Raw genomic sequence first — 25,535 nt, 5'->3', positions numbered from 1 at the left:
CCTTGAGCTGGTTTTGGCAGCGGTTCTATAGCGGCAGCGGATCAGACGGGCCGGAGTGCCGGCCATGCCAGCTCGATGCCTTCGCTTACGAGCTTTTGCTGGAAGCTGGCCAGTCTTTCTTCGTCGTTCCGAACATCCGTCGGCAAAATGTCATGATCCAGGCAATGGCTGATGCAGTATCCGGCGGCCTCGCCGATGTTCCATTCTACGGGATGCAGCCGGTAGCAGCCGTTCGTAATGTGGGTGACCCCGATGTTTTTGCTGGCCGCCAGCACATTCTTCACCCGCTTCGGTATTAAGCTGCCCAGCGGAATTTGGAATGGCAGGGAAGAGATATCAATGTAAGGACGCTCACCCGTGCTCGGGTGCAAATCGATCCGGTAACAGCCGATACCGACGGAATCGTGGAACGTTTCGGCAACGCCGTCAGGGCGCGATTCGGTTGCCACATGCTGTTCCAGGACCGTGAACTCGGCCTGAATTCTTCTCGACTCACGGATGTAAGGATACATGGCCATTCCGTCTTCCGTTCCAACCACATCGGGACGCAGACGCAGTCCGGGATAACCCTGTCCGCCATCCGGCCGGGGCACCTCGGTTTGAAGCCAGTACAGCAGGGACAAGCTGAGCTGTTTGGCTTGATCAATATGATGGTCGGCCTCTTCCTTCGGCACATCGATAATGGAACCCAGCCAGTAGTCGTTCTGCGGCCAGTTCACTAGCGACACCGAACTGTCGAACGTACCTTCGGCAAAATGCTTCGGGTCCAGGATTTGACGGTATTGATAAAGCGGGAACTTGCCGTGTCCCGGGAAAATCTCATACTCGACCGGCTCATTCGTCGACGGCTTGACGGCGGTCAGGCTTAACAGCTTATCCGGCCAGAAATCGGGTTTATACTCCCGCCAAAAATCATAAAGCGCGGGCTTCTCAATCGTATGGTCTTCACCCTCCAGATAGTCGACGGCAAAACAATACGTAAAGCCCTGCATGTCCTGCGGCAGCGGATCGCCGTCGACGGCGTGCGGCTCCCCTGTCTGGGATTTGGACTCCGCACCGGTGACATATTCGATGCCTGCCAGCGGAAGCAGATCCCCTAGCTCGGTGGCATCCACGAAGAACGGGGCGCGGAGGACGATTTGATCCTCGGTTTCAAGATGACGCACGGTTACGCTGTCCACGCGATCCCCTGAAACGTCGGCAGACTCCGCCGCATATTGATACAGGATCGTCAGCCGCCCGCTGTGAATGTACGGGGCCAGCATTTGGTGCAGCACGGCGAGCGCCGTGCGGGGCTCATGGCACAGCCGGCTGACGATGCCGCTGCCAGGATTCAACTGCACGTAGGATCTGGCCTCGGGCGTCATGGGAAAATAATCGCGATAGTACTGGCGGACGCCTTCGCGGAACTGCCGGTAGCTGCGCGTGCAGCCAAAGGATTCAATCCACGGATGCTCGTCGGGCGGAACCGCCTGGCTGGTCAGCTGTCCCCCGATCCAAGTCGTTTCCTCGGTCATGATGACGGTTTTTCCTGATTTGGCGGCGGCAAGCGCAGCGGCTGTTCCTCCTGTCCCGCCGCCGAGAATGACGATATCGGCCTGCATTTCTCGTATCATGGCACAGATTCTCCTTTTGGGATGGTTTCGTAAATGATCAACAATCGGCACAAAAAGTGACTATTCTAATTGTAGATGCTCATCCTTAGGAAAAGTACGGGACACAGGTGACCTTTTTTGGTAATCTGATGCCGTTTTACAAGGCTTATGATCCGGTTTTGTATTTGCTGCGATATTGCCCGGGCGTCATCCCCTCCAGCTTGCGGAAGGACCGGATAAAGTTCTGCGAATTGTTGTAACTCAGCTTCTCCGCAATATCCTTAATGGGCATATCGGTTTCGACAAGCCATTTCTTGGACATCTTGAAGCGGTATTGGGACAGGTATTCGCTGAAGGACATGTTGGTTTCTTTCTTGAACACGCTGCTTAGATAAAAATTGTTGTAATGGAGGCGCGAAGCACATTCCTCAAGCGTAATGTTGCGGTCGAATTCCTTGCGAATCATCTCGATCATCTGCTCGGAGAGGTTCTGGTATTGAGAGTCCTGGCGATCCCTGAACACACTCACCATCGGCCGGATGATCCGGGATTTGAACCAGCTCTCGATATCGGGATTGGTGTAGAGCCGAAGAAGCTCCTCCACGAGGGAGCTGTCCCGGATGTCAAGCTGCTCCAGCATGATCCCGTTCTCCTGCATCACGATCATCAGGTCATTCAACAGCCGGATGAGCGAGATTTGATACTCATGCGGCGTCCGGTCCTTGCGAAACACCTCGTCCAGCCACTGCCTCAGAAGCTCCACGGCCCGTTCCTCGTCAGCCAGCTTGATGGCATCGATCAGCTCGTTCTCCACCTGCATCGGGTAGAAGTAGACCCGGGTATGCTTGCCGGAGTTCAGGCTGAAATAAGGGACGATGACGCCGGTTCCCAGCTTGATGCGGTGTTTCAGGGCTTCAAGCCCTTCCTGGTAAGCGCGCGACGTTTTGGACAGGTTGTCGTAAGGCAGGCTGATGCCGATGCTGACCTCCAGGTCCAGGAAACTTCGCATCGTCTTCTGGATCTCCTCCGATAGGGTATACACATAATCGTTGAATGCCTCAGGCGTGATGCCGCCTCGTCCGATGAGCGTAACCTGCGTAAGGTCGATAATGACGGAGGGGAGCCGGTGGGAGGAGGGGATCATCTCCTCGATGATATTGTTGACGGCAAACAGCAGCAAATCCCGGTCTTTGCGTTCATAGCGGGTTTCGTCCAGCATGTCGATCTGGAGGGTGAAGACCGCCAGCTGTTCCCATGCGGATACTTGCTCCTTGAAGCCGAACATCTCGATCTGTTCCATCGCTTCGGGCGGATTGATCTTGCCCAGGAACAGTTTATGGAGGAAAAAGGTGCGCACCTGCTGGCTCGTCTGCCGAAGCTCGCTGCGGAGCTTGGTATTCGAATTGAACATATCCCGGATATGTTCGTCGATGACTTGCAGCTCGTTCTTTTTGTTCGCTTGGATTTCTGGGAGACGCTCCACGATATTTTCGAAAATGTGACGGATCGGCGTATACATCTTCCGCGTTCCAAGCCATACAATCAGGACGCTGAAACCGATCATCAGCAGGCAGATATACAGCGTGAACCAGCCGATGGAACGGGACTCCTTCGTGATGGCGGACATTTCGGTGAAGGAGGCATACAGCCAGCCGTTAAAATCGGAACGCACGTACGTAACCGACACTTGCCTGTTGTCGATCTTCGTCTCGAACTGCCCCGATTTGCTGTCAAAATGGTCCAGCTCCGCCTCCGCATACCCGGTATCGGTCAGATATAGTCCCAGTTTCCCTTGCTCCGGATGCACAACGATCCGGTAATTGTGGTCCAGCACCATGACCTCCCGGGATTCGGAAGGGCTGTCCATCATGGCGGCAAGACTGCAGCTGGGAATGGTGGCAAGGGCGACGCCCCGGGCGCTGGAGGAGGAGAGCGGCATTTTCTTCACAAGGGCGATCGTATAGGGGCAGGCATAACTGAGCGTATCGCTGGAGCCGAGGGATTCGGTCTCCAGCATCATCCAATTGGAGTTTCCTTGCAGCTCGAGAAGCTTCAGGAGCGTCTCTTTGGAAGCGTATTCATTAAATTCGTACATGCCCCGGTTATTGATCAGCCAGTTGCTTGTCGCATTCGCAAGAATGACGTCCGTTACTTTGGTTTCGGGAGACTGCAGCAGACTCATCTCTTCTCTCAGCTTGTTATACAGCTGGAAGTCATAATAGGACAGGGGACGATATAAGGCGCTTTGCAGCATGTTGGAATTGATGACGTAATTCAGTGTATAGTCTACGGTCCTCAGCACCTGTTCAAGATTGCTGTTCGTTTGATTCATGATCTGGATGTTGCTGCTGTTGACATGGTTTTGCACGGAGGTGGATGATTTCATGAACGAGAAGAAGCCGAGGGCCACAAGAGGAATGATGCTGATGAAGCAGCCGAACAGGACCATTTTAGAATAAAAGCTACTTTTTGGATGCAATAGGTACACCTTCCTGTTTAACAAAGTGTATAATCATTGTATGGGCAACCCCCGTTACATTCAATAATCATTTCAAAATGAATAATCACTGGATTTGATCATCCTGGTTTGTCATAAAAAAAGATGTACATATGATATGATCGTCTCAGTCAGCTGGGATCCGCAAGAAACATGGGGGAACGGAGGTAGAACGGATTGATGACCCGTCTGTCAAACTATGTTATGCTTACGCTCGCTATCCTATTGGTATCGGCTGCTTGCATCACCATGGCCCGCTCATCGGGGGCGGATGGCGGAAATGCGTCTTTTGAACGCAGTACCCGCATTTCGATGATGGCCAACCTGCACACCACCGAGATTCCATCCGATCGGATCGAGAAAGAGATCGAGGAAAAAACGGGCGTTCAGCTGGACATCCAGTGGGTGCCGGACGGCAGTTATGATGAAAAAGTGTTTGCAGCGCTTGCGACAGGGACCTTGCCGCAAGTCCTCTATCTCAAGAATGCCGCATCCTTGTCCTACTTCAGGGATGAAATACGAAGCGGGCTGTTCTGGGAAATCGGCCCGTACCTTGACGGCTATCCGAATTTAAAGCGATTGAAGCCCGAGGTTTTAAGGAATACCGCTATTGACGGGAAGCTGTACAGCCTGTATCAGGAGCGTGCCTTGGCCCGCTCGGGCATCATTTACCGGAAGGATTGGGCGGATCGGCTGGGGCTTCCGGCGCCGGAAACGCTTGACGATTTATACGAAATGCTGAAAGGGTTTACATTTAACGATCCGGACAACAACGGCATCGATGATACCATCGGGTTAACGGACCGCAACGACTTGATTTACGGGGCTTTCAAGACGATCAGCTCCTACTACGGAACGCCGAATCGTTGGGGATGGTACAACGATTCGTTGCAGCCGGAATTCGTCTTTCCGCAGTATATGGAAACGATGAGATTCTTTAAGAAGCTGCATAGCGAAGGACTGGTGAATGAAGATTTTCCGATTACCAGCAAGACGGACCAGCAGGAGCTGTTCATTACGGGGAAAGCCGGGGTCTATATCGGCGCGATGGGGGACGTCCTGTCTCTGCAGTCAAGGCTGCTGGCGAATGACCCTGAGGCCGTACTCGATGTTCAGAATCGGGTTCGCGGGCCGGAAGGGTTCGGGATATGGGCATCGCAGGGATACGGAACGGTCATCTTGTTTCCGAAGTCCGCGATCGCCACGGAAGAGGAATTGAAGAATGTGCTCTCCTTCTACGATGCGCTAATGAGTCCCGAGCTTGCGAACCTGATGTATTGGGGAATCGAGGGCACCCACTATACCGTACAGGATGGCAAAGCGGTGGCGGTGGATGCTTTTGAGCTGAGGGAGAAGGACGTGAAGCCTTACCAGGCTTTGATGGCCGGAAGCTTCAGCACCATCCCGGGCATGCTGGAGCCGGTTAACACGAATAAGGTCAAGGATAAAGCCGAGCGGCTGATTTATGATAATGAAAGCTTCCTCATCTATGATCCTACCGCACCGCTCGAATCTCCGCTGTATAACGAGATCGGCGTCCGATTGAATGAACGCATGCGGGACGCCACCTATCAATTCATGCTGGGAATGATCGATGAGAAGGGGTTCGAGGCGGAGATCGACCGTTGGCTTGAAGAAGGGGGCAGCCAGATTATCGAGGAATATGATGCTTCGTATCGAAGCACGGTGGGACCGTATCTGCATGAGAAATACCGCTAGGGGATTGATTTCCCCGGCGGTTTTTTTGTTGTCGCGCCATCATCGGCGATCCCATTGCCTATGTAATCATTAGATTTGATTCCCCCGGCTCCCTATGCCGGGTGCGGCCGAACTCCCCATATCCAATCGAAGGATTATATACGCACCGAGCTTCCGTCATCTAAGCTGTTTCTTGTCAGTCCTTAACCCAATTATAACGGAGGTCAGATGATGAAGAAGAAAAAAGCCAGTACCATCCTGGCAATTGTAACCGCTTTATCCGTGTTGGCGGGCTGTGGCGGCGGCTCCGCCCCTGCAGCAACCGGCAGCAGCACAAATGGAGGTCAGGCGCAAGGCGAGAAACCAAGCGAACCGGTTGCCATCTCGATCATGGCCAACCTTCACACCCCTGAAGTTCCTTCCGACATGATTGAGAAGCTGCTGGAAGAGAAAACGGGCACCAAGCTTGACATTCAGTGGGTGCCGGACGGCACTTACGACGAAAAGGTCAATGCATCCTTCGCAACCGGAACGCTGCCGCAGGTGACGTATCTGAAGAATGCCGCTTCGCTAGTCAATATGCGGGACGCGATCCGCAACGGGCAATTCTGGGAAATCGGGCCGCTGCTGGATCAATATCCGAACCTCAGCAAGCTGAAACCCGATGTGTTAAAAAACACGGCGGTGGACGGCAAAATCTATGCGTTATACCGTGAAGTGCCTTTGTCGCGCCAAGGCATCATTTATCGCAAGGATTGGGCCGACAAGCTTGGGCTCAGCGCTCCGACCAATATTGACGAGTTCTATAATATGCTGAAGCAGTTCAAGGAAAAGGATCCTGACGGCAACGGCCAAGACGACACGATTCCGTTGACGGACCGGAACGATCTGATCTATGGGGCATTCAAAACGATAAGCTCATGGCTCGGGACACCGAATAACTGGGGCGAGAAGGACGGCAAGCTGGCTCCCGAGTTCATGTTCCCCGAATATATGGAGACGATGAAATTCTTCAAGAAACTTCATCAGGAAGGGTTGATCAATCAGGATTTCCCGGTTACCAGCAAAACCGATCAGCAAAATTTGTTCATTACCGGCAAATCGGGCGTTTATATCGGAGCGATGGGGGACGTATCCAGCCTGCATCCCAAGGTCGTCGAAGTGAATCCGGATGCGGAGCTCGATGTTCAGAATAAAATCGAGGGGGGACCGAACGGCTTCGGAATCTGGTCGGTTCCCGGCTACGGCTCGGTGATACTCTTTCCGAAAACAGCCATCAAATCGGAGGAAGAACTGAAAGGAGTGCTTGCCTTCATGGATCAGCTGATGAGCCCTGAGCTCGGCAACCTGATCTATTGGGGAGTGGAAGGACAGCACCACCAGCTGGAGGAAGGCAAGGTCGTTCCTTCGGAGGACACCAAGCTGACCGATCGTGAAGTGAAGCCTTATCAAGCGATGCAGGTGGGCGGGCCGCTAACGATCGAAGGATTCTATGAGCCGAAGCATATGCTTCCTGTTAAAGCGAAGGCGGAGGAAATGATCGTGGAGAACAATGATTATCTCATAGAGGATCCTTCGGCTTCCCTGGACTCCAAGACGTTTAACGAAAAGGGCGTGCAGCTGCAGGAGATGATCAAGGACGGCACGTATCGGTTCATGCTCGGAGATCTGGACGAGGCCGGATTCCAAGCCGTCGTGGACAACTGGCTAAAGAGCGGCGGTCAGCAAATCATCGATGAGTTCAACGTTTCCTACGAATCTTCCAAATAACGAACATGCCAGCATCCCGAACGGCCGGAGACTGCAATGCTGCAGTCTCCGGCAGGCTTCGGGGCAGAAAGGAAGTCTGAGATCATGAGCGAAACCGCAGTGAAGACCGGGATGCGCAAGGACGCCCCCACAATACCGGAGTCCGGTCGAATGAGAAGAATCGTTAAAAACCGGGCGATCTATCTCATGATACTTCCGGGATTTTTATACTTCCTGATCTTTAAATACATCCCGATGTCGGGATTGATCATAGCCTTCCAGGATTATCAGGCTTATCTGGGCGTAACGGGCAGCCCCTGGGTGGGGCTCAAGCACTTTGAGCGGCTGTTTACCGAGCCGATGTTCTTCACGATATTAGGCAACACGCTGCTGCTGTTTTTCTTGAACCTGGCATTTTATTTCCCCGTGCCGATCATTCTTGCCTTAATGCTCAACGAGGTCCGGCGCGAAGCGTTTAAACGTTTTATCCAGACGCTGGTGTACATTCCCCATTTCATGTCGTGGGTTATCATCGTATCCATTTCGTTTGTCATGCTCTCGATGGATCGCGGCATCATCAATGAGCTGCTGGTTATGGCCGGATTCGAAAAAATCAATTTCCTGATGAGCAGCGAGTGGTTCAGGCCGATGTATGTCCTGCAGATCATCTGGCGTGAGGCCGGCTGGGGGACCATCATTTATTTGGCCGCCATGGCCGCGATTGATCCGGGTTTATACGAAGCGTCCCGAATTGACGGAGCCAGCCGCTTTCGGCAAATGTGGCATATCACGCTCCCTTCGATTCGAAGCGTGATCGTCGTTTTATTGATTTTGAAAATCGGCGACGTGCTGGAACTTGGGTTCGAACATATCTATCTCCTCTTAAACTCGATGAACCGGGATGTTGCGGAGATTTTCGATACGTATGTGTACACCGCGGGTCTGAAGCAAGGACAGTTCAGCTTCAGCACGGCGGTCGGGTTCTTTAAATCGCTGATCGGTCTCATTCTGGTGATGCTGGCCAATTGGCTGGCCAAAAAGGCCGGAGAAGAAGGCATCTATTAATTATGAGAAAGGTGGACCGCTATGGTACAAGATAAAACGATATCGAGCCGGATCTTCGATATCGTGAACTACACGCTGCTGTCGATCATCGGCCTCGTTACCATTCTGCCTTTCCTTCACGTCATCGCCGGATCGTTCACGACGGTGACGGAGCTGGCGCAGAAGCAGTTTGTCCTGTTTCCGACCGTATGGTCCCTTGACGCTTACAAATACGTGTTTTCGACCAATACGGTTTTTCGTTCGCTAGGCGTTTCCGTTGGCGTAACCTTCCTGGGCACTTTGTTCAGCATGCTGTTAACCTGCCTGATGGCCTACGGGCTGTCGCGCAGGGATCTGGATGGCCGAAATTTCATCATGTTCATGGTCTTGTTCACGATGCTGTTCAGCGGGGGGATGATACCGACGTTCCTCGTAGTGAAGGAGATGGGGCTCATCGATACGTATGCGGCCTTGATTGTCCCGACGGCGATCAATGCCTTCAACCTCATCATCATGCGAAACTTTTTTCAGAACCTGCCCGAGGGGCTGGAGGAATCCGCAAAAATCGACGGGGCCGGCGATTGGGGCATCCTGTTCCGAATCGTGATTCCGCTGTCGATGCCTGCCATTGCAACGATATCGCTCTTTTATGCGGTTACCTACTGGAATACGTATATGTCGGCGATTCTGTACCTGAATGACGCGGCCAAGTGGCCTGTGCAGGTCATCCTGCGGCAGATCGTCATTCTTGCCAGCGGCTTGACTGCCGATACCTCCGGCATGGACGAATTCGTCCGGCCGCCGGAGCAGACGGTGAAAATGGCGGTCATCGTCATTGCCACGCTGCCGATACTATGCGTGTATCCGTTCCTGCAGAAGCATTTTGCGAAGGGCGCGCTGCTGGGATCCATCAAGGGATAGAGAGGAGCGAAGGAGCGTGTTGGAAAAGAAACGGCATGCACCGATCATGGCCGGCAATTATGCGGACCCGTCGATCATCCGGGTCGGCGAGGATTATTACATGACGCATTCATCCTACAAGCTGACGCCCGGGCTCGTCATCTGGCATTCGCGTGATTTGCTGAATTGGAGCCGGGTCGGGGCCGCACTGCCCCATTACGAGGGAGATGTGTGGGCGCCGGATTTCGTCGCGCATAACGGGAGGTATTACATCTATTATCCGGCAGGGCGGACGAATTGGGTCGTTACGGCATCCAGTCCGGCGGGACCGTGGAGCAAGCCGATCAATCTGGGGATCAAGGGAATTGATCCGGGGCATACGGCAGGACCGGACGGAAAGCGTTATTTGCATATGTCGGGCGGTGATTTTGTAGAGCTTACGGCAGACGGGCTCGCGGTCGCGGGCGAAGTGAGGCATGTGTATAACGGCTGGCGGTATCCGGAGGATTGGGTCGTAGAGGCATACAGCCTGGAAGGGCCGAAGATGACCGTTCGCGACGGATATTATTATCTGACGGTAGCTGTCGGGGGGACGGCAGGACCGCCTACAAGCCATATGGCCGTATCGTCAAGATCCCGAACGCCATGGGGGCCGTGGGAGCATTCGCCTTATAACCCGGTCGTTCATACGGAATCCAAGGAGGAGCCCTGGTGGTCCAAGGGACATGCCTCGCTGATCGACAGTCCTGACGGCCAGTGGTGGATGGTCTACCATGCATATGCGGGCGGATTCCATTCGCTCGGTCGGCAGACGTTGCTCGAACCGATCGAATGGACCTCGGACGGGTGGTTTCATGCTGCGGAAGGCCATGAGAGGCTTGACCGGCATGTTGGGTCGCACGACGAAGAAGAAATCGATGCGGTAAATCAAAGCGTTTCATTCAGGGATACCTTTGCCGGATCTGAACTGGGCCTTCATTGGCAGTGCGAAGGCGTGGAGCCTTCCACCCGGTTCCGTCCGGAGAATCATGAGTTGGCAGCCGAAGCAGCACCCGAGGAAGCCAAAGCTTCTCCGCTGCTCTACATGGCGGGCCATAAGCGTTACTCAGCAGAGGTCGAGATTATCGTGGAGGGTCCGGCGGAGGGCCGTCTGCTGCTCTATTACAACGATGCGGCATATCTCGGCATGGGAGTCAACGAGCGCGGAGTCCGGCATTTCCGGTCATTCAAGGGATACGGCACGATGCCGAACCATACTCGCAGGGCATTTCTGCGGTTGGTTAACGATGCGCATATCGTTTCGTTCTATTACAGCTTCGAGGGGACGCAGTGGATCCGGTACGACAAGGTCGCGGATGTTTCAGGGTTCCATCATAACACGTTTGGCGGATTTCAGAGTCTCCGCGTCGGATTGGATGCCATCGGAAAAGGCAGGGTGATTTTCCGGAATTTTTCATATAACGTCATAAGCAGCTGAAAGAAGGGGTAGAAATGGCACAGGGATTAGAGGATATTCTGGCAGGCGGCGACAGGCTGTTTGAAGGCTTCTTCGAATGGCTCGAGGGGCAATACGACGCGGCTTCCGGCGGATTCTATTATGCCCGCAGTTCACGGGATTCCGAGGCGTTCGTTCCGGACATCGAGTCGACCGCGCAGGCATTGGGCATTATCGAGCGATGCGGGCTTCTGCAAAGACTGTCCGATGGCATCAAGGCGGGGCTCGTGCGGTTTTTTCAGTCCAAACAAGACCCCGTGACGGGTTACTTTTATGATGCCGATCCCAATATGAGAACAGACGATGTGATGGTGGGGCGAGCGCTTGGGTACAGCGTGGGAGCACTCCGCAAGTTGGGTGCAGCCCCCTTGCACCCGCTGCCGGGCAATCGGCATATGGCTCCGGCATACTGCCGCTCTCCCGAGGAATATGCGGAGTGGCTGCGCTCGATCAGTCTGGTGAACAGCTGGCGCGGCTGCGATCGCCTGTGTAATTCGGCCCCTTATTTATCCCAAATGCCGCAGGAAGAGAGGGAGCCGTTTTTGCGTGAGGCGCTGTCGTATTTTGCGAGCATACAAGATCCGGCGACGGGGCTGTGGGGCGAAGGCACGCCATATGTCCGAATATCGGGAACCTTCAAGCTGCTGACGTTCTATAATCGGTTTCAAGCTCCCTTGCCGCGGATATCGGAAATATACCATTCGTTGATGCGTGCGCTGCAAAGCGAGGAGGCCGTTGATATGTGTTATATCCGGAACCCGATCAGTCTCCTCACATCGATGAAGCTGCGCATCCCGGAGCAGGATGTTCGGATCATCGCGGAAATCACCTTGCAGAATATGGCTCGTCTCAAACGCGCGGACGGCGGATTTTCACGGGAAATCGATCATTCCCCGCCGGCGCCGAATGTGGCCCAGGTAAAGCCGGGAGAGTATTATCCCGACATGCCGGAGGCGGTTCCGCTGGGCAATGGAGAGGTAGAGGGGGATATGAATGCGGGAACCCAGGCGATTCTGATCCGCTATTCGCTGCGGGAGCTGGGCGGGCTGCAGGAGCGAAAGCTGGATGCCGCCGATTCCGCATTCTCCAATCTTCGGGCAGCTGCAGATACATAGTTGCGGGTTTGAAGGCAAGGACCTTCTCATTAAGAAAGATCCATCTTCGTGCGGACATTTCGATTTTTTTGGTGATGGCCATAGGAAAATGCATGACCTTCGCCGAAGAAGTAGAAAGCTCGTTTACGGAAGAATCGATGGCGCGAAAATAAGGCGCTTGGCACAGGAGAGGAGAAAGAGGATGGCGGAGATCGGGGTTTGGGAGCAAGCGGAGCCCGGTGTGACGAGGAAGGTATTTAAACCTGGGACCGGTCTGATGATGATGGAGGTTCACTTTGAAGCAGGAGCGGAAGGGGCACTCCACAGTCATCCCCATGAGCAGATGAGTTATTGCCTGAAGGGAGCCATTGAATTCTATATCAACGGCGAGACGACCCTTGTGCGTCAGGGAGACACCATCGTCATTCCGGGCGGAGCGGAGCATGGCGTGAAAGCACTCGAGCCATCCGCTCTTTTGGATGCGTTTACACCGTTGAGGCTTGATTTGCTTGGACCCGAAGAGAGTTGCGGCTGAAAGAAATCGATTCGAAGGACAACGACAATTATGAAGTCGGAAAGGAATGGATAGAATGAAGCTTTGGGAACAGGATACACCAGGATATGCGTCGGTGGAAGAGTCGTTCACGCCTTATATGACACCTTATCTTCTACAAAAAGAAACACCACACGGAGCCGTGCTCGTTCTGCCGGGCGGCGGATATGGACGGCGGGCAGATCATGAGGGCGATCCGGTGGCCCTGTGGCTGAATTCGATCGGCTTATCGGCATTCGTCGTTCATTATCGGGTTGCCCCGTACCGGCATCCTTATCCGCTGTATGATGCCCAGCGGGCGATTCGGCTCGTAAGGCATCATGCCAAGGAATGGAACATCGATCCGGAACGCATCGGAATTCTCGGATTCTCTGCCGGCGGACATCTCGCGGCCAGTGCAAGCACCTATTTCGATGAAGGAAATCCGGAGGCCGAAGATCGCGTTGAGAGGCAGGGCTCCCGTCCGAACGCATCCATTCTCTGTTACCCGGTCATTTCATTTAAGGACTACTACCATGAGGGCTCCATGATCAATTTGTTGGGGGAGAATCCGGCGGAAGACTTAAGGAATGCGATGTCCCTCGAATGGGCGGTAAAACCGGATACCCCGCCTTCCTTTCTGTGGCATACCGCGGATGACGGCGCGGTCCCGGTCGAGAACAGCCTGATGTATGCCGGATCGCTGAGCAAGCAGCAAATTCCGTTCGAACTGCATGTTTTCCCGGAAGGCCGGCATGGCCTTGGCCTTGCGGAAGAAGATGCCAGTGTTTCCCAATGGACGCGCCTGTGCGAGGGTTGGCTGCAGAAGATTGGGTTCCTGTCGCAAGCCGTCGTGCAAGGAAGGTAGAACAAATCATATAACTTGAGAACGCTTGAACGCTCGATAAAAAAACAAGCTCATCTGAAGAATCCTTCAGATGAGCTTGTTCGTATAGCCTGAAGATCAGGACCGGCCTCGAATCTCCTGGCGGAGGAACAGGACGTAGGAGATGGCAAAGCAGATCAACGTGGCTGCGGCCAGCCCGATAATTTGCGGCCAGACGAGCAGCAGGCTTTGGCCGAACGGCAGCGGACTGGCAATGGCTCCATACACCTGCTCCTGCGTGAGCGGACCGAGATTGCGGATGGATGGCATCAGCAGGGTGGTCGTCGCTTCATTGAACAGGGTATACGGCGACAGCCGGCCTAGCCACAGCATCAGATTCTGATAGCTCATGACATCTTGGACCGTCGCCGAGGCAGTACTGGGAGCCAGTCCCCGCGACAGCAGCTGCAGGATCATGTCAAAGAAGAAGCTGAAGAACAGCCAGACGGCGATGCTCGACAAGGCGGAGGTGGCTGGCTGTCGGAACCTTACGGAGAACGTAATGGACAGATTCAGCCAGAAGCCGACGTAACAGATCGTCACGACCAGAAAACTGATGATCCGTAAAAATTCCTCAAAGGTAGGCGGAATGCCGATAATCAGGGTGCCCAGTGCCATGGTCAACAGCCCGAGCGTGATAAACATGATGCTGATGACGATCAGGGAAGCCCCGAATTTTGCATTGAGCAGATCGTCGCGATGAATCGGCTGGGCCATGATTCGGCTGAGCGTGCCTTTGTTCCGTTCACTGTTGATGGCATCAAAACCCATGCCGATTCCGAGCAACGGACCCAGGAAACCGACAAACCCGATGAAGGTCGGAAGGGTGCCGTCCGAGATGGTGAACAGCTTCAGAATGACAAAATCATGGACCCCGTTCTCCGATCCGAGGGCTTCCCGGATGCTGTTCATGGCGGTATACAGCGAGGCTACGCAGGTTAGGGCAATGATGCCTAGCAGCAGGATGAAGCGCCAGCTGCGGATATGGTCCGCTATTTCTTTGCGGACAAGCACGCCGAATGCCGAGGGCATGGAGGGTTGGGCGGATTTTTCGGCTGCCGTTTCTCCGGGGGCCCGGGCGGGCTTGGCAGATCCCTTTTTCCTGCTTTCGAATAAGGCTTGCAGCCGGCGGCCCATGCCGGTCAGCTTAGCCGGTATGCTTGGCGTCGTTCGTTCTGCCATGCTCCTCACCTCCTGCAAAATAACGGTGGTAGATTTCGTCCAGGCCGTGCTGCTGGCGATTCAGCGAGAACAGCCGAACACCTGCATTTATGACCGTTCGGGCAATCTCCGGGCTGCAATCCCTATCGGCCCGAATCAGAACCTGAATTGGCAGGTCTCTGGTCAGCGTGTCGTTTGATTCAGCCGGACCGCTCTCGGCAGGCGGAACTTCGATCTGGTGAACCCCTGGGATGCTGCCGATGGCATCCCGCAGTTCGGGCACAAGCTCATCCAGCTCCGCCGTGATCATAATGGGATCATCCGCAAACAGAGTTCGGGACAGACTCCCGACATCGCCTTCGGCGAGGAGCCGTCCCCGAACGAACAAGCCGACGCGGTCGCAAATCTGCTGAACCTGGTGGAGCTGATGGGACGATAACAGCACGGTCAATCCTTGCTCGCGGCTGAGCTTCCGAATCAACCGCAGCAGCTCTTCCATACCTGTCGGATCGATGCCCAGGGTCGGTTCGTCAAGAATGATGATTTCGGGGGATTTCATTAAGACGTCGGCAAGTCCGAGCCGCTGCCGCATCCCGCGGGAATAAGCCCCCGTCTTCTTGTGGGCAGCATGCGTGAGACCTACCTGCTCCAGCAGCTCCAATGCCCTTTCGCGGGCTTGGTTATCCGGAATTCGATTCAACCGCGCGGTTAGCATCAGGTTTTCCATGCCGGTACGGTCTTCGTAAAAGCCGACGTCATCCGGAAGGTACCCAACCCGCCGCTTCACCGGAATCGGCTCTCTTGTCGGATTGATGCCAAGCACGCTTATCGATCCCGAATCCGGTTCGCTCAGCCCCAGCAGCATCAGGATCGTGGTGGATTTGCCCGCACCGTTCGGACCGAGCAGGCCGAAGATCTCGCCCCGCCTGATTTGAAGGGATAAACGGTCCACCGCTCTCGTGTCGTGGTAACTCTTCGTCAGTTCCTGAATGTCAATGACCGTATCCATCAGGGTCATCTCCTTCCGTATTTGCGAATGAGGACATAGATGCCTCCCAGAATGGCTAATATGACAAGCACGCCGATCCAGCCCCATAGCATGGAACCTTTGACGGCTACGCGGAATTGGGCGTCGGAGCTTGCTTCGGCCGCAGCGGCTTTCAGGCTCGTGACATAATCGCCGGCGATGGCTTTGTCGCTTGAAGTCAGCTTGGCTTCTACCGTTGTGGATTTGCCTGCAGGCAGATTCTCGATCGTTTTCGGATTAAAGCTGACCTCCCAATCCACCGGCGTATCGGCGCTGAGATTAATGTCCGAGAGTGGTGCGGTGCCCGTATTCTTCACCAGCAGCTCTATGGTTTTGCTTCCGCCCGCATTGACATTCGTGCTGAGCAAGCCGCTTGGCGTTGTAAGCTCCAGCCCGTAAGACCCTGTAATGACGGCTTCCAGCGCAAGCTCGGAGGACGTCGATGAATTGGAGGCGCGGATCGGAATGGAGAAGGAGCCTTCCGTCACCTCCGCAGGCGGCTTGACATCGACGGTAATGGATTGGCTTGCGCCTGCTTCGATTTCGACGGAGGATACCTGCTTGCCGCCTGACGTGAACGTAACGTCCCAACCCGCCTGGGCATCGGCGCTCAGGGCATAGTTTTGCTTATTGGCCGTTCGGTTTTGCAGATTCACCGTGTAGGTGAACGTGGAATCGGCGTGGCCCTCCAGATTGGCCTGATCGGTTGTGAGCTCGGTTTGATAGGTTCCTTTTTCCGTGATATCCACGGTTAACTGCAGACTGGCCATCGAGCCCGCGGTTAATTGAAACCGGTAGGAGCCTTTATCTACCTTAAGCGGCACGGTTACCTCCAGGGTCACCGATTCGGATTCGCCGGGCTTCACCGATACCTCCTTCAGCTGCCAGCCTCCACCGTTTAGCTTGGTGCTCCAGCCGCTCGGGAGGCTGTTGATTTGCAGTGGAACCGTAATGACGCTATTCGTATTGTTTTTGACCTCTAGCGGGTAATTGATGACTTCTCCAGGCGGAACGGAAATCGACGTATATGGTGTGTATAACGTGATTTCTCCGGCCGCTAACGCGGTGTTCCCCCCGCCGTACAAGCAAGCACCCAGGATGAACAAGAGCATCAGGCTCAGCTGCTTGGCTCGTTGTTTACATGATTTCATGACACTACCCCTCCTAATTTTTTTTTGTCACAAAGAGTACGTTGGAACGACCGGGATTGGATTTATCGGAAAGATTAAAATTACCTAAAAAATTCATTAAAGGAACCTGAAAAGCGTCCCGGTTTATTCAAAAGCCAAGGACGGTTTGCTAAAATATTGAATCGAAAATGGCTGTATGCAGGCGAGCCATCCTTAATTATTGGAGAGGAGAACAGGTTAGGGGGGAGTTATGGGGATGAACGATCATTCCGCGTTATGGTTGGAGGAGATTGCCGAGGGTTCCGCCGCAGCATTCAGACGCTTCTATGATGCCTATGCCCGTCTAGTGTACCGGTTGGCTTTACAGATGACGAAGGACCCGGCCGAGGCGGAGGATGTATGCCAGGATATCTTCATGGAGGTGCTGCATAAGGCGGATCAGTACGATCCCGCCCGCGGAAGCGTCGAGGCTTGGCTGGCGGTGAGAACAAGGTGCAGGGCGATGGATCGCCTGCGCAAGCGGCAGCGCATCGCTGCGGCCGAATGGAACGGGGAAGCGCTGCCGGAGACGGTATGGAGCGAAGAGCAGGAGTCGGTTGAGCTGGCCGCCTTGCGACGGGTGGAGCTGGAGCAGGTAAAGGAGGCGCTGCAAGGCATTCCGCCCCTTCAGCGGATGGCGGTTTACGGAAGCTACGTCGAGCAGCGGTCCCACCGGGAAATGGCGGAATTGTTAAACCGGCCGGTCGGCACCGTCAAATCCTTAATCCGGTACGGCATCCTCAATGTCAGGCGGCGGCTGGATGCGATGAACGGGAAGGAAGGGGGAAGCGCACAGCATGAAACTTTCAAAGCATAACCTTGAACACCTTGTCCAAGGTGACATCGGCTGTACGGCCTATCCCGAGGAGAAGCTTGTCGATTACGTCATGAAGCGTTTGCCTTACGCGGAGAGCAGGAATCTTGAGCTCCATCTTAAGGAATGCGAGGCGTGCTCCGGAACGGCGGCGGAATGGGCCGACCTTATGGGAGCAGAAAATCTCGCAATGCCATTCCATGAATCCGATGTCTTCGGGCAGGAGCTGTTTCGAAGCCGTGATATGGACGGCGAACAGCTCGGATCGACTCAGCCGGCAGGTACGGAGCCGGCCATACGGGGGGCCGTGCAGGATCAAGCTCCGGATGATGGACCCATGCCTCCCGATCGGCTGCGCCACAGGCTCATGCGAGCGGCTTATATCCGGTCCTTCCGAAGCAAGGTCCGAATCAGGAAACATGCTGCCTTGCAGGCGATATCCGGAGCGCTGCTCATCCTGTTGATAGCCGGTTTATTCACCTTGAAAGGGAACGACGTCCAGACCCAGGCGGCCTTCGAACATACCGTGAGCCAGCGGATTGCCGATATGCAGAGCGACGATACCGAGCGGTACGTCATACAGCCCGTAGAGCCGTTTTACGGCAGCGGATCGGTATGGCTCAAACGCGGCTCTGGAGAAATGCTGATCGTTGTGAACGGCCTGCATTCCTTGCAGGAAAAAGACTATCAGGTATGGCTGCAGGATGAGGAGCGGCTGTCGAGCGCCGGCTTTATGCTGGTTCAGGGTCCGCAGGGAAAGAGTTATTATTACGGGTTCGGCGCGGAGAACGCGAAGCGGATCGTGGTCAGCATGGAACCCAAAGGGGGGAGCCGGAGTCCGACCGGGCCCGAAGCCGTCCTGGTGAATATGGGGCCTTGATGCCCTGAGGTTGAGGTGCAGGGAAATGAGATGATCCAAGGGAGCACCTGATCTACAATAGTGACTTTATCGAAGGGGGTGAGTTTTCGGATGTGGCGTGCAGATGCATTTCTGGAATCCATGTATAACGAGGCTGAGAAAAAAACGAAAGACAGTCAGGCTGCCATGAGCGCCGAAGAGCGCAATCGGTATTTGAAGCACGCGCTTCGGCGATTGATCGGCGAGTTCGAAACCAACGAAAATCACAAGCCTGTCCTGCTCGAACAGGTATCATGCGACGGTTATATTCGCGAAAGGATAGAATTATCAGCCGTACCGGGCGTATCCTTTGCCGCGTATATCCTAATCCCGGAAGATCAGCGGAAGCCGATGCCCGCAGCCGTCGCCGTTCATGGCCATGGCTATGGAAGCCGGGAGATCGTAGGGCTGAGGCAGGACGGATCCAACGATTCGGATCCGCCAGGCATCCATCGGCATTTCGCGGTTCAGTTGGTGCGGCGGGGCATGGTGGTGATCGCTCCGGATGTGGCCGGTTTCGGAGAGCGTCGCCTAGCCGCCGATCTTGCACGGAACCCGGAAGCCGCGAACTCCTGCCACCGGCTGGCCGCCCAGCTGCTGATGCATGGCAAGACGCTCGCCGGTCTCCGCGTAGCCGAGACGCTAAGGGCAGTGGACTATCTGGCCGAGCGCCCCGAAGTCCAGCCTGGCGGAATCGGCATCATGGGTTTTTCGGGAGGCGGCCTGATCTCGTTCCTGTGCGCGGCGCTGGATGAACGGATCCGGGCTGCGGTGCTTGCCGGTTATCCCAACACCTTCAAGGACAGCATTATGGCGATGCAGCACTGTATATGCAATTACATTCCGGGTATCCTGAACCATGCCGAGCTGCCGGAATGGATAGGGCTGATCGCTCCGAGATCCTTGTATCTGGAGTCGGGAGCCGATGATCGGATATTTCCGGCTGCGGGTTTTAACTCGGCGGTTGAACAGCTCAGGGAAACCTATCGGCGTGCCGGCGCGGAGGATAGGCTTCAAGCCGACCTGTTTCCTGGAGCGCACGAAATTAGCGGCCGTCATTCGTACGATTGGTTGTTCGAACGGTTAAGCAGCCCGGAGAATTGAAGATTTTCCCTGCTGGCCGCTGATCAGCACTGAAATAGAGCCCGATCTCGCATTGATTAAGGTATGAACTTGGAAGAGTGGCGCACGCACAGGAGATAAAAGCCGAAAAAGATGACTCCCGAGTGACCGGGAGCCATCTTTTTTACATGTCATCCAGGGGGGGGCTAAAGCGCCTCCGGTTTACTCCAAGTCATCCTGCCAATCATGGATCAGAAAGTTGGCATCCGTATTCAATACTGCTTTGGCTTGATCGTTGATATTGCGTCCCATAGCCTCTTTATTCAGGTGCTTGGTGAAATTCTGCATATGTTTCACGGCCTGATCGCGTCTTCCCTTATCCAGATGATGCTGGACCTGGTTAAGGGCATTGCTCAGCTGGGGAATGAGTGCACCGCGTACATCGCCTGAATCCGTGAATCGCTCGACTAATTGTTTCATGGAATTCACGCTGGTGATGACCCGGAACCGGAGGTTTTTCCGAAGCTTGTTTCCTGAGCGGTCCTCGGTCGTAATCGTGGCGGTTTTATCGCCCAAGTTGCCGGCCAAATCAATGTCGATAGGATCCATGGTCATCGGATCGAGGGTGTAAGCCTTTCCGTCGATGGTGATTTCGGCAAAACGAATGGAAGAGTCCAGGATATTAAAACGGAGGGGCGTAAAATCCTCCATGGAATCGCCGTCTTGCAAGCTCTTGCCATTCACAGTCAGAGAGAAGGCAGGCGAGTCGGTTACCTCGAGGGTGATCCCCTGCGAAACATTGCCGGATAGATCCTTGGACCGGATGAAAAGCGAATAATCCTTGCCCGCTTCGATTCCTTGTATCACCGCTGTTTGAATTCCGCGATTGACCTCGATGACGTCTCCGACCTGCTGCCCATCGCTCCGCAGCGTAATTTGCACTTTTTGAGCATCGATATCGTAAGGACCGTCCCAATACAGCGTCATACTGCCCTCTCCGCGCTTCACCTGCACGTTCTCTACTTCGCCCGGAGCAACGTCGTCTTCTTCGGGTATGGTAGGAGGGGCAGGCTCCGTGAATACGGCCGGATCGCCAAAGGTGAATTTATCGAAGTTGTATAACCAGTCTCCGCCTTTAAAAGACATGAATACAATGTGTTTTCCCGTTACGGGAGTCGTTACGTCCGCTGAGAAAACCTTGAAATTTTGCCAGCCCCCGGTTCCAGAGACGGTTCCGGTAGCAATAACAGGCCCGTTAAGGCTATCCAATCGGACTTCAATTGTCCCGCCGCTAGTGTCGCTGGCCGCATTGACATGGAACTGGGTTGGGCTTTCGCTGCCGAAATCGATGTAATTGTACATGGCATAAGGATTATTCGGTCCGAACATGCCGGCCAGGTAGGTTTCCCCGCCCCCGGTTTCATTGCCGAAGCCTACTCCGTTCGTATAGTTTTCGGCCTCCAGCTTGCCGTAAGCATCCCTGGCTTTTCCTTTCATGGTGGTAAAGGTGAACCACTCCAGATTAAGGGGATAATCGCTGCCGTTCGCTCCCTTGAAAACCAGGTAAACATCGTGCACCCCTACGGCCAGGGTGTCATCGATATTCGCCATAATATCGACCCAACGATCCCAGCTTCCAAGCGCCGGAATTGGGATTACGCCTGCGGTAGGTCCATCCAGGCCGTCCAACCTGACTTCGATCGTGCCGCCCTGATTGCCGCTCGCCACATGGACGGTCACGCCTGCCGCACCCGATCCAAAGTCGATTCCTTCATAAGCCGCATAAGCATTGTGATGAATACCGTCTAAGTACCCAAGCTCGGCATGTTTGCTGAGACCTTCGCTGCTGTCGTAATTTCCCGCTTTAAGCTTGGCATAGGCATCGGTTTCGGTGGGATCGGTCGTCGTGAATTTAATCCAGTTCAAATTGAACAAATAATCGTCATTCGTTTTGGTGAAGACAAGATACACATCATGGACGCCGGTAATGGAGCTTGGCGATCCCTGGTCGTCCTTAAGGAGGGTGACGGCATCGATATAATTATTCCAGCCGCCCGTTCCCTCAACGTTCAAGGTCCCGACCTTAGGGCCGTCTTTGGAGTCGAGCCGGATTTCGATATGGCCTCCGCCCGTTCCGCTGGACGCCCTTGCGATGAAGCCGATCGCCCCTTCTGATCCGAAATCCACATTTTTATATGCGGCATAAGAGCCGTGCTGAATTCCGCCCAGTTGGAGCGAACCTTCAAACGCACCCTCGAGCACGAATCCGGAACCGATATTATAGCGTTCCGCCTCGATTTTATCGAAGGGATTCTTAACGCCATAATGAAGGTCGGCTTCCATCGGCTTGATGACGTTCAGAGCTTGAACGGCAGCAGCCGAGGACCAGGACTCATAGGTTCCGGACAGCAGCTGTCCTGCCCAGTTTCCATCCACGATCTGATTCGGATTGCGGTGGCTCCAGGCCATTTCGGTATTGAAGGCAAGCCACTCGTCGAATTCAGCGCTGAACTCCGGGTGCTGCCCGGTCTCATCCAGTGTTTTTTGCAGGTGGGCCAAATTGCGCATCAGGATCGTTTTGCCGCCCTTCAGATCCCCGTTGGGACCTTCATAGTTCAACACGCCGTTTGCATCCACCAGACGGCTCTTGGTAAACCTCGCGGCTTTGACCGCGTCGTCGAGGTAAACCGCATTCCCGGTCGCTTTATACAATCCGACGGCCGCTCCGATGTATGTACCCTGGTTGTAGTGAGTGGCGTCCGGAACCGCGCCGCGTTCGAGCTCGATCCGGTCGAATACTTTTCCGTTTCCGTCCGTCAGCATCGTTTTGCCCCATCTGAATATTTGGGTTGCCGCGTTTAGATAATGCTCATCCTTCGTAATATCGTAAAGATACAATGCCGCTTGTGCGGCCGGGAAATTGATGCACGCGTTCTTGGTGTTATGGTCGCTGTTCAGCCACCAAATGCCGCCGCTCGCGAATTCTTCATCCCACTGCGTGTCGTACACGAAATCGAAATGATGCCTCGCTGCCTCCAAGTATCTTGGGTTCCCGGTGATTTGATAGGCTCTGGCGCTGCCCATCGCCCACCACATGATATCGTCATTGAACGGATTATTCGTCCAATCTTCGCCGTACTTGGCTACGGTGCCGTCATAAACATCGTCGATCTGTGTTCTGAGCTCAGCCTTCAAAGCAGGATCTGAGGTGTGCTGATACGCATCCATGACCAATTCCCACAGTTCGGCCTCCACCCAGAAGTCCTGATGCTTGTCGCGTTTGGTGTCCTTCCAGAACATCTTGGCGTTCGGATCCCAGAATGTTTCGTTATAAGCTTTCATCGCCGTATCCCCGTCCGATGCGGTATAGGCATAGGCTTTGGAAGAGCCGATCCCCGGCATGGATCCAAGCAAGAATGCGAGGGTCAAAGGCACCGTCAAAAACCTGAACCATTTGCCTGATCTTCGTGACATGAATATTCCTCCTTCATTTTCAATTGGAAGCCGATCCGGGCAGATTCGCGATCGGCTTCATGAGCGCTTGATGCTTCCGGTTATTTGCCGGTAGTGATCACGTTATTGATTTTTTCAGCCATCACATCCAGTTCGGTGATCGGGGCTTTGCCCATCAGTATGTTTTTCCATGATGCTTCGATGAACGGGTACGCTTTGCCCGCCCACGTCGACAGGAAACGAACCGGCTGCGTATTCGGGGATTTCAGAATATGATCGAGGCCTTCGCCTACTTCGGGATGGCCTGCCGCTTTCAGCGCATCGTAATAAGCTGCGGAAGAAGCCTGGTAGGCTGCAGGAGCGACCGGGGTCGATGGGAGGACCTCTTCATACATTTTGGAATCCAGGTACTTGAGCACTTTCCATACCGCCTCGGGATTTTTGAGCGTTGCCGGGCTGGACCAGCCTACGGCGTCGTAAATCTCGGTCTGGCTGTTCACCACCGGCATCGGCGCGTAGCCCCATTCCAATTCCTTGGGAGCCGTGCGGATCAGATCGTCCGCTACCCACTGTCCTTGCAGGGTCATCGGAACTTTGCCTTGTTTGAACGAGCTCATGGCATTCGTTAAATCAAAGGTAGGGGGATTCATGTAGCCGTTTGCAATCGCGGACTTGTACTTTTCGACGCCTTCCCGGAATTGGTCGCTGATTTCCACCTTCGTCGGGTTGATGATGGCGTCGGCGAAGGGAGCACCGCCCGCGGAAACCGAATAGAGTGAGACGTGGAAGGGATCAAGGGGGGCATAATAACCGAATTGCTGCACGCCGCCTTGATTGCTCGAAAGCTTCTCCATCGCCGCAAAGAATTCGTCATAGGTCCAGCCGATTTTCGGTTCCGGAAGGCCTGCCTCCTGGAAGGACTTTTTATTGTAAAAAATGCCGTACGTGTTCAAGAGACCCGGTAAGCCAACGAGCTTGCCATCATAGTACCAGCTGTCCACCACGCCTTCGTAAAAGCCCTCCATGAACGCTTTGTCCTGGGTGGCAAGCTCCGTCCAGTCGTAGAGTAGTCCCTTGCCGGCATTATCGAGCAGCATGTCGTTGCCGGTCATGAAGATGTCCGGCGCTTTCTTGGCCGTGATCATCCCGTTGATCTTGGCGCCGTAATTATCCAATGGCGTAGGGATGAGTTTTACTTTGATGTCGGGGTTTTCCTCTTCGAATTTTTTCATGGATGCCATGATTTTTTCGTTCATGGCCGCCGACTCCCAAGTAATCATCGTGACTTCGACGGGTTTGCCGGATCCCGCGTTATCTTGTCCGGACGGCGCGTTCCCGGAGTCCGCCGAACCGGAGCCTCCGCCGCCGTTCCCGCCGCAAGCGGCCAGCAGACTTGAGAAGAACAATAAAGCGATGATAGCGCTGGCCCACCCTTTTGCACCCTGTCTCATTGAAAGACCTCCCCAAAGGTAAATTTAATGAACTGAACATCACCTAGTTTTCGCTTCAGCCAACCCGGTCTGCATCACCTCCCATCCGTGAGGACGACTTACTTCAAGCCTGCGGAATTCATGGAGCCGAGCCCCTGCATAAAAAATTTCTGGCCAAAGAAAAAGAGCAGCAGCATCGGCAGGATATAAATCAGATCCGCGGCCATGAACAAATTCCAGGCTGTCGCATAGGTGCCCGTATAGGTAGCCATTGCCAGAGACAGCGTCCATTTGCTTGGGTCGATAATATAGAGCAGGGGTTCCAAATATTGATTCCATGCGCCTTGGAACGCAAAGATCACCATGGTCATGATCACCGGCATCGACATGGGCACCAATACCTTAAGCAGCACATACAGGTCCGAAGCCCCGTCGATTTTGGCCGCCTCGTCAAACGAAACGGATATCGTTCTTAAATACTGGACGAACAGGAAGGAGAACGTGGCGTTTCCAAAAAAAGCGGGCACGATGATGGGCAGCCACGAATCGTACCATCCGATGCTGGTGTACAGATTAAACATGGGAATCATGCCTACGAATCCGGGAAGCATGAGGCTTCCTATAAATAGCGAGAACCACAGCTTCCGGCCCGGGAACTTCAGCCGTGCGAGCCCATACCCGACCAGCACCGAGCTGATAATCTGCCCGATCGTGCAGGTGATGGCAATGAACAGGGAGTTCCCGAATGTTTGCCAAAAGTTGATTTCCTTCGTTCCGGTCACGAAATTGGACCAATGAAATTCCCGCGGAAACCATTCGGGCGGAATTTTGAACACGTCATTGTTGCTCTTCAGCGCAATGGTGACCATCCAGAAGAGAGGGAACAGCATCGCTATGGCGCCGATGGCCAAGACCATAAATCGAAAGGCGTCAATCCAATTGAACCTTGCTCTCCGCTTCACGCGAATGTCCGCTGGATTCAGGTTTCCTCTTAGTTCCGGCCGTACTTCCGCTTGCATCGCTTCTTACCC

At 54.3% G+C, this 25,535-nt stretch carries 19 protein-coding genes; 11 read left to right on the top strand and 8 right to left on the bottom strand.

Annotated features, from left to right (window positions below; all coding sequences use genetic code 11):
* Positions 1–41: 41 nt before the first annotated feature.
* Positions 42–1,616 carry an FAD-dependent oxidoreductase gene (locus tag RB298_RS30395; protein WP_486050076.1) on the bottom strand — a complete coding sequence of 525 codons (1,575 nt, stop codon included), beginning with the start codon at positions 1,614–1,616 and terminating at the stop codon, positions 42–44.
* Positions 1,617–1,761: 145 nt separating this feature from the next.
* Positions 1,762–4,074 carry a helix-turn-helix domain-containing protein gene (locus tag RB298_RS30390; RefSeq protein ID WP_486050074.1) on the bottom strand — a complete coding sequence of 771 codons (2,313 nt, stop codon included), beginning with the start codon at positions 4,072–4,074 and terminating at the stop codon, positions 1,762–1,764.
* Between the two features lie 198 nt (positions 4,075–4,272).
* Here RB298_RS30390 and RB298_RS30385 point away from each other — a divergent pair, with 198 nt between their 5' ends.
* From RB298_RS30385 to RB298_RS30350, 8 genes are all read left to right on the top strand, one after another.
* Complete coding sequence (locus RB298_RS30385; RefSeq protein ID WP_096772991.1) at positions 4,273–5,811, top strand: extracellular solute-binding protein; 1,539 nt, start codon at positions 4,273–4,275, stop codon at positions 5,809–5,811.
* Between the two features lie 210 nt (positions 5,812–6,021).
* Complete coding sequence (locus RB298_RS30380) at positions 6,022–7,560, top strand: extracellular solute-binding protein (protein WP_036672196.1); 1,539 nt, start codon at positions 6,022–6,024, stop codon at positions 7,558–7,560.
* 150 nt (positions 7,561–7,710) lie between these two features.
* Positions 7,711–8,604, top strand: a complete 894-nt coding sequence (locus tag RB298_RS30375) for an ABC transporter permease (RefSeq protein WP_375121119.1) — start codon at positions 7,711–7,713, stop codon at positions 8,602–8,604.
* Between the two features lie 21 nt (positions 8,605–8,625).
* On the top strand, positions 8,626–9,504 hold the full coding sequence (locus RB298_RS30370; protein ID WP_009592190.1) for a carbohydrate ABC transporter permease: 879 nt from the start codon (positions 8,626–8,628) through the stop codon (positions 9,502–9,504).
* Positions 9,505–9,550: 46 nt separating this feature from the next.
* On the top strand, positions 9,551–10,960 hold the full coding sequence (locus RB298_RS30365; RefSeq protein ID WP_486050153.1) for a family 43 glycosylhydrolase: 1,410 nt from the start codon (positions 9,551–9,553) through the stop codon (positions 10,958–10,960).
* A gap of 14 nt (positions 10,961–10,974) precedes the next feature.
* Entirely contained in the window at positions 10,975–12,093 is a 1,119-nt protein-coding gene (locus tag RB298_RS30360; RefSeq protein WP_486050071.1) for a hypothetical protein, read from the top strand.
* A gap of 181 nt (positions 12,094–12,274) precedes the next feature.
* The gene (locus RB298_RS30355; protein WP_192569267.1) at positions 12,275–12,607 is read left to right on the top strand and encodes a cupin domain-containing protein; all 333 of its coding nucleotides are present in this window, start codon (positions 12,275–12,277) and stop codon (positions 12,605–12,607) included.
* 55 nt (positions 12,608–12,662) lie between these two features.
* Positions 12,663–13,472 (top strand): alpha/beta hydrolase, encoded by an 810-nt coding sequence (locus tag RB298_RS30350; RefSeq protein WP_096772995.1) that lies wholly within the window; start codon positions 12,663–12,665, stop codon positions 13,470–13,472.
* A gap of 96 nt (positions 13,473–13,568) precedes the next feature.
* Here the strand turns inward: RB298_RS30350 and RB298_RS30345 are convergent, their stop codons facing one another.
* From RB298_RS30345 to RB298_RS30335, 3 genes are read right to left on the bottom strand one after another with little or no spacing between them, the layout of a single operon-like run.
* On the bottom strand, positions 13,569–14,672 hold the full coding sequence (locus RB298_RS30345) for an ABC transporter permease (RefSeq protein ID WP_486050069.1): 1,104 nt from the start codon (positions 14,670–14,672) through the stop codon (positions 13,569–13,571).
* A complete protein-coding gene (locus tag RB298_RS30340) occupies positions 14,638–15,660 on the bottom strand; it encodes an ABC transporter ATP-binding protein (protein ID WP_486050067.1) in 1,023 nt (340 codons plus the stop codon). Before RB298_RS30340 ends, RB298_RS30345 begins: the two co-directional genes overlap by 35 nt.
* A gap of 5 nt (positions 15,661–15,665) precedes the next feature.
* Entirely contained in the window at positions 15,666–16,829 is a 1,164-nt protein-coding gene (locus tag RB298_RS30335) for an NEW3 domain-containing protein (protein WP_192569264.1), read from the bottom strand.
* 235 nt (positions 16,830–17,064) lie between these two features.
* Here RB298_RS30335 and RB298_RS30330 point away from each other — a divergent pair, with 235 nt between their 5' ends.
* The 3 genes from RB298_RS30330 to RB298_RS30320 all read left to right on the top strand — a co-directional run bounded on the left by RB298_RS30330 (position 17,065) and on the right by RB298_RS30320 (position 19,663).
* Positions 17,065–17,664 carry a sigma-70 family RNA polymerase sigma factor gene (locus RB298_RS30330; protein WP_015734135.1) on the top strand — a complete coding sequence of 200 codons (600 nt, stop codon included), beginning with the start codon at positions 17,065–17,067 and terminating at the stop codon, positions 17,662–17,664.
* Positions 17,645–18,541 (top strand): anti-sigma factor domain-containing protein, encoded by an 897-nt coding sequence (locus tag RB298_RS30325; protein ID WP_486050065.1) that lies wholly within the window; start codon positions 17,645–17,647, stop codon positions 18,539–18,541. Before RB298_RS30330 ends, RB298_RS30325 begins: the two co-directional genes overlap by 20 nt.
* Before the next feature lie 90 nt (positions 18,542–18,631).
* Complete coding sequence (locus RB298_RS30320) at positions 18,632–19,663, top strand: dienelactone hydrolase family protein (protein ID WP_486050063.1); 1,032 nt, start codon at positions 18,632–18,634, stop codon at positions 19,661–19,663.
* Between the two features lie 180 nt (positions 19,664–19,843).
* Here RB298_RS30320 and RB298_RS30315 read toward each other — a convergent pair whose 3' ends face one another.
* From RB298_RS30315 to RB298_RS30305, 3 genes are all read right to left on the bottom strand, one after another.
* On the bottom strand, positions 19,844–23,095 hold the full coding sequence (locus RB298_RS30315) for a carbohydrate-binding protein (RefSeq protein ID WP_486050061.1): 3,252 nt from the start codon (positions 23,093–23,095) through the stop codon (positions 19,844–19,846).
* 80 nt (positions 23,096–23,175) lie between these two features.
* Positions 23,176–24,525, bottom strand: a complete 1,350-nt coding sequence (locus RB298_RS30310) for an ABC transporter substrate-binding protein (RefSeq protein WP_486050059.1) — start codon at positions 24,523–24,525, stop codon at positions 23,176–23,178.
* A gap of 98 nt (positions 24,526–24,623) precedes the next feature.
* Complete coding sequence (locus RB298_RS30305; protein WP_192569260.1) at positions 24,624–25,523, bottom strand: carbohydrate ABC transporter permease; 900 nt, start codon at positions 25,521–25,523, stop codon at positions 24,624–24,626.
* Positions 25,524–25,535: the final 12 nt, after the last annotated feature.

Source organism: Priestia sp. BR_2, assembly GCF_041954005.1.
In the GTDB taxonomy this organism is placed as follows: domain Bacteria; phylum Bacillota; class Bacilli; order Paenibacillales; family Paenibacillaceae; genus Paenibacillus_AQ; species Paenibacillus_AQ lautus_A.
This window is presented reverse-complemented; position numbering and strand designations above follow the sequence as displayed.

What these genes read in the sequence shown, in the direction of transcription:
- RB298_RS30395 (WP_486050076.1), bottom strand. Translation starts at nt 1,616, where the DNA reads ATGATACGAGAAATGCAGGCCGATATCGTCATTCTCGGCGGCGGGACA.
- RB298_RS30385 (WP_096772991.1), top strand. Translation starts at nt 4,273, where the DNA reads ATGACCCGTCTGTCAAACTATGTTATGCTTACGCTCGCTATCCTATTG.
- RB298_RS30380 (WP_036672196.1), top strand. Translation starts at nt 6,022, where the DNA reads ATGAAGAAGAAAAAAGCCAGTACCATCCTGGCAATTGTAACCGCTTTA.
- RB298_RS30375 (WP_375121119.1), top strand. Translation starts at nt 7,711, where the DNA reads ATGAGAAGAATCGTTAAAAACCGGGCGATCTATCTCATGATACTTCCG.
- RB298_RS30370 (WP_009592190.1), top strand. Translation starts at nt 8,626, where the DNA reads ATGGTACAAGATAAAACGATATCGAGCCGGATCTTCGATATCGTGAAC.
- RB298_RS30365 (WP_486050153.1), top strand. Translation starts at nt 9,551, where the DNA reads ATGGCCGGCAATTATGCGGACCCGTCGATCATCCGGGTCGGCGAGGAT.
- RB298_RS30360 (WP_486050071.1), top strand. Translation starts at nt 10,975, where the DNA reads ATGGCACAGGGATTAGAGGATATTCTGGCAGGCGGCGACAGGCTGTTT.
- RB298_RS30355 (WP_192569267.1), top strand. Translation starts at nt 12,275, where the DNA reads ATGGCGGAGATCGGGGTTTGGGAGCAAGCGGAGCCCGGTGTGACGAGG.
- RB298_RS30350 (WP_096772995.1), top strand. Translation starts at nt 12,663, where the DNA reads ATGAAGCTTTGGGAACAGGATACACCAGGATATGCGTCGGTGGAAGAG.
- RB298_RS30345 (WP_486050069.1), bottom strand. Translation starts at nt 14,672, where the DNA reads ATGGCAGAACGAACGACGCCAAGCATACCGGCTAAGCTGACCGGCATG.
- RB298_RS30340 (WP_486050067.1), bottom strand. Translation starts at nt 15,660, where the DNA reads ATGGATACGGTCATTGACATTCAGGAACTGACGAAGAGTTACCACGAC.
- RB298_RS30335 (WP_192569264.1), bottom strand. Translation starts at nt 16,829, where the DNA reads ATGAAATCATGTAAACAACGAGCCAAGCAGCTGAGCCTGATGCTCTTG.
- RB298_RS30330 (WP_015734135.1), top strand. Translation starts at nt 17,065, where the DNA reads ATGAACGATCATTCCGCGTTATGGTTGGAGGAGATTGCCGAGGGTTCC.
- RB298_RS30325 (WP_486050065.1), top strand. Translation starts at nt 17,645, where the DNA reads ATGAAACTTTCAAAGCATAACCTTGAACACCTTGTCCAAGGTGACATC.
- RB298_RS30320 (WP_486050063.1), top strand. Translation starts at nt 18,632, where the DNA reads ATGTGGCGTGCAGATGCATTTCTGGAATCCATGTATAACGAGGCTGAG.
- RB298_RS30315 (WP_486050061.1), bottom strand. Translation starts at nt 23,095, where the DNA reads ATGTCACGAAGATCAGGCAAATGGTTCAGGTTTTTGACGGTGCCTTTG.
- RB298_RS30310 (WP_486050059.1), bottom strand. Translation starts at nt 24,525, where the DNA reads ATGAGACAGGGTGCAAAAGGGTGGGCCAGCGCTATCATCGCTTTATTG.
- RB298_RS30305 (WP_192569260.1), bottom strand. Translation starts at nt 25,523, where the DNA reads ATGCAAGCGGAAGTACGGCCGGAACTAAGAGGAAACCTGAATCCAGCG.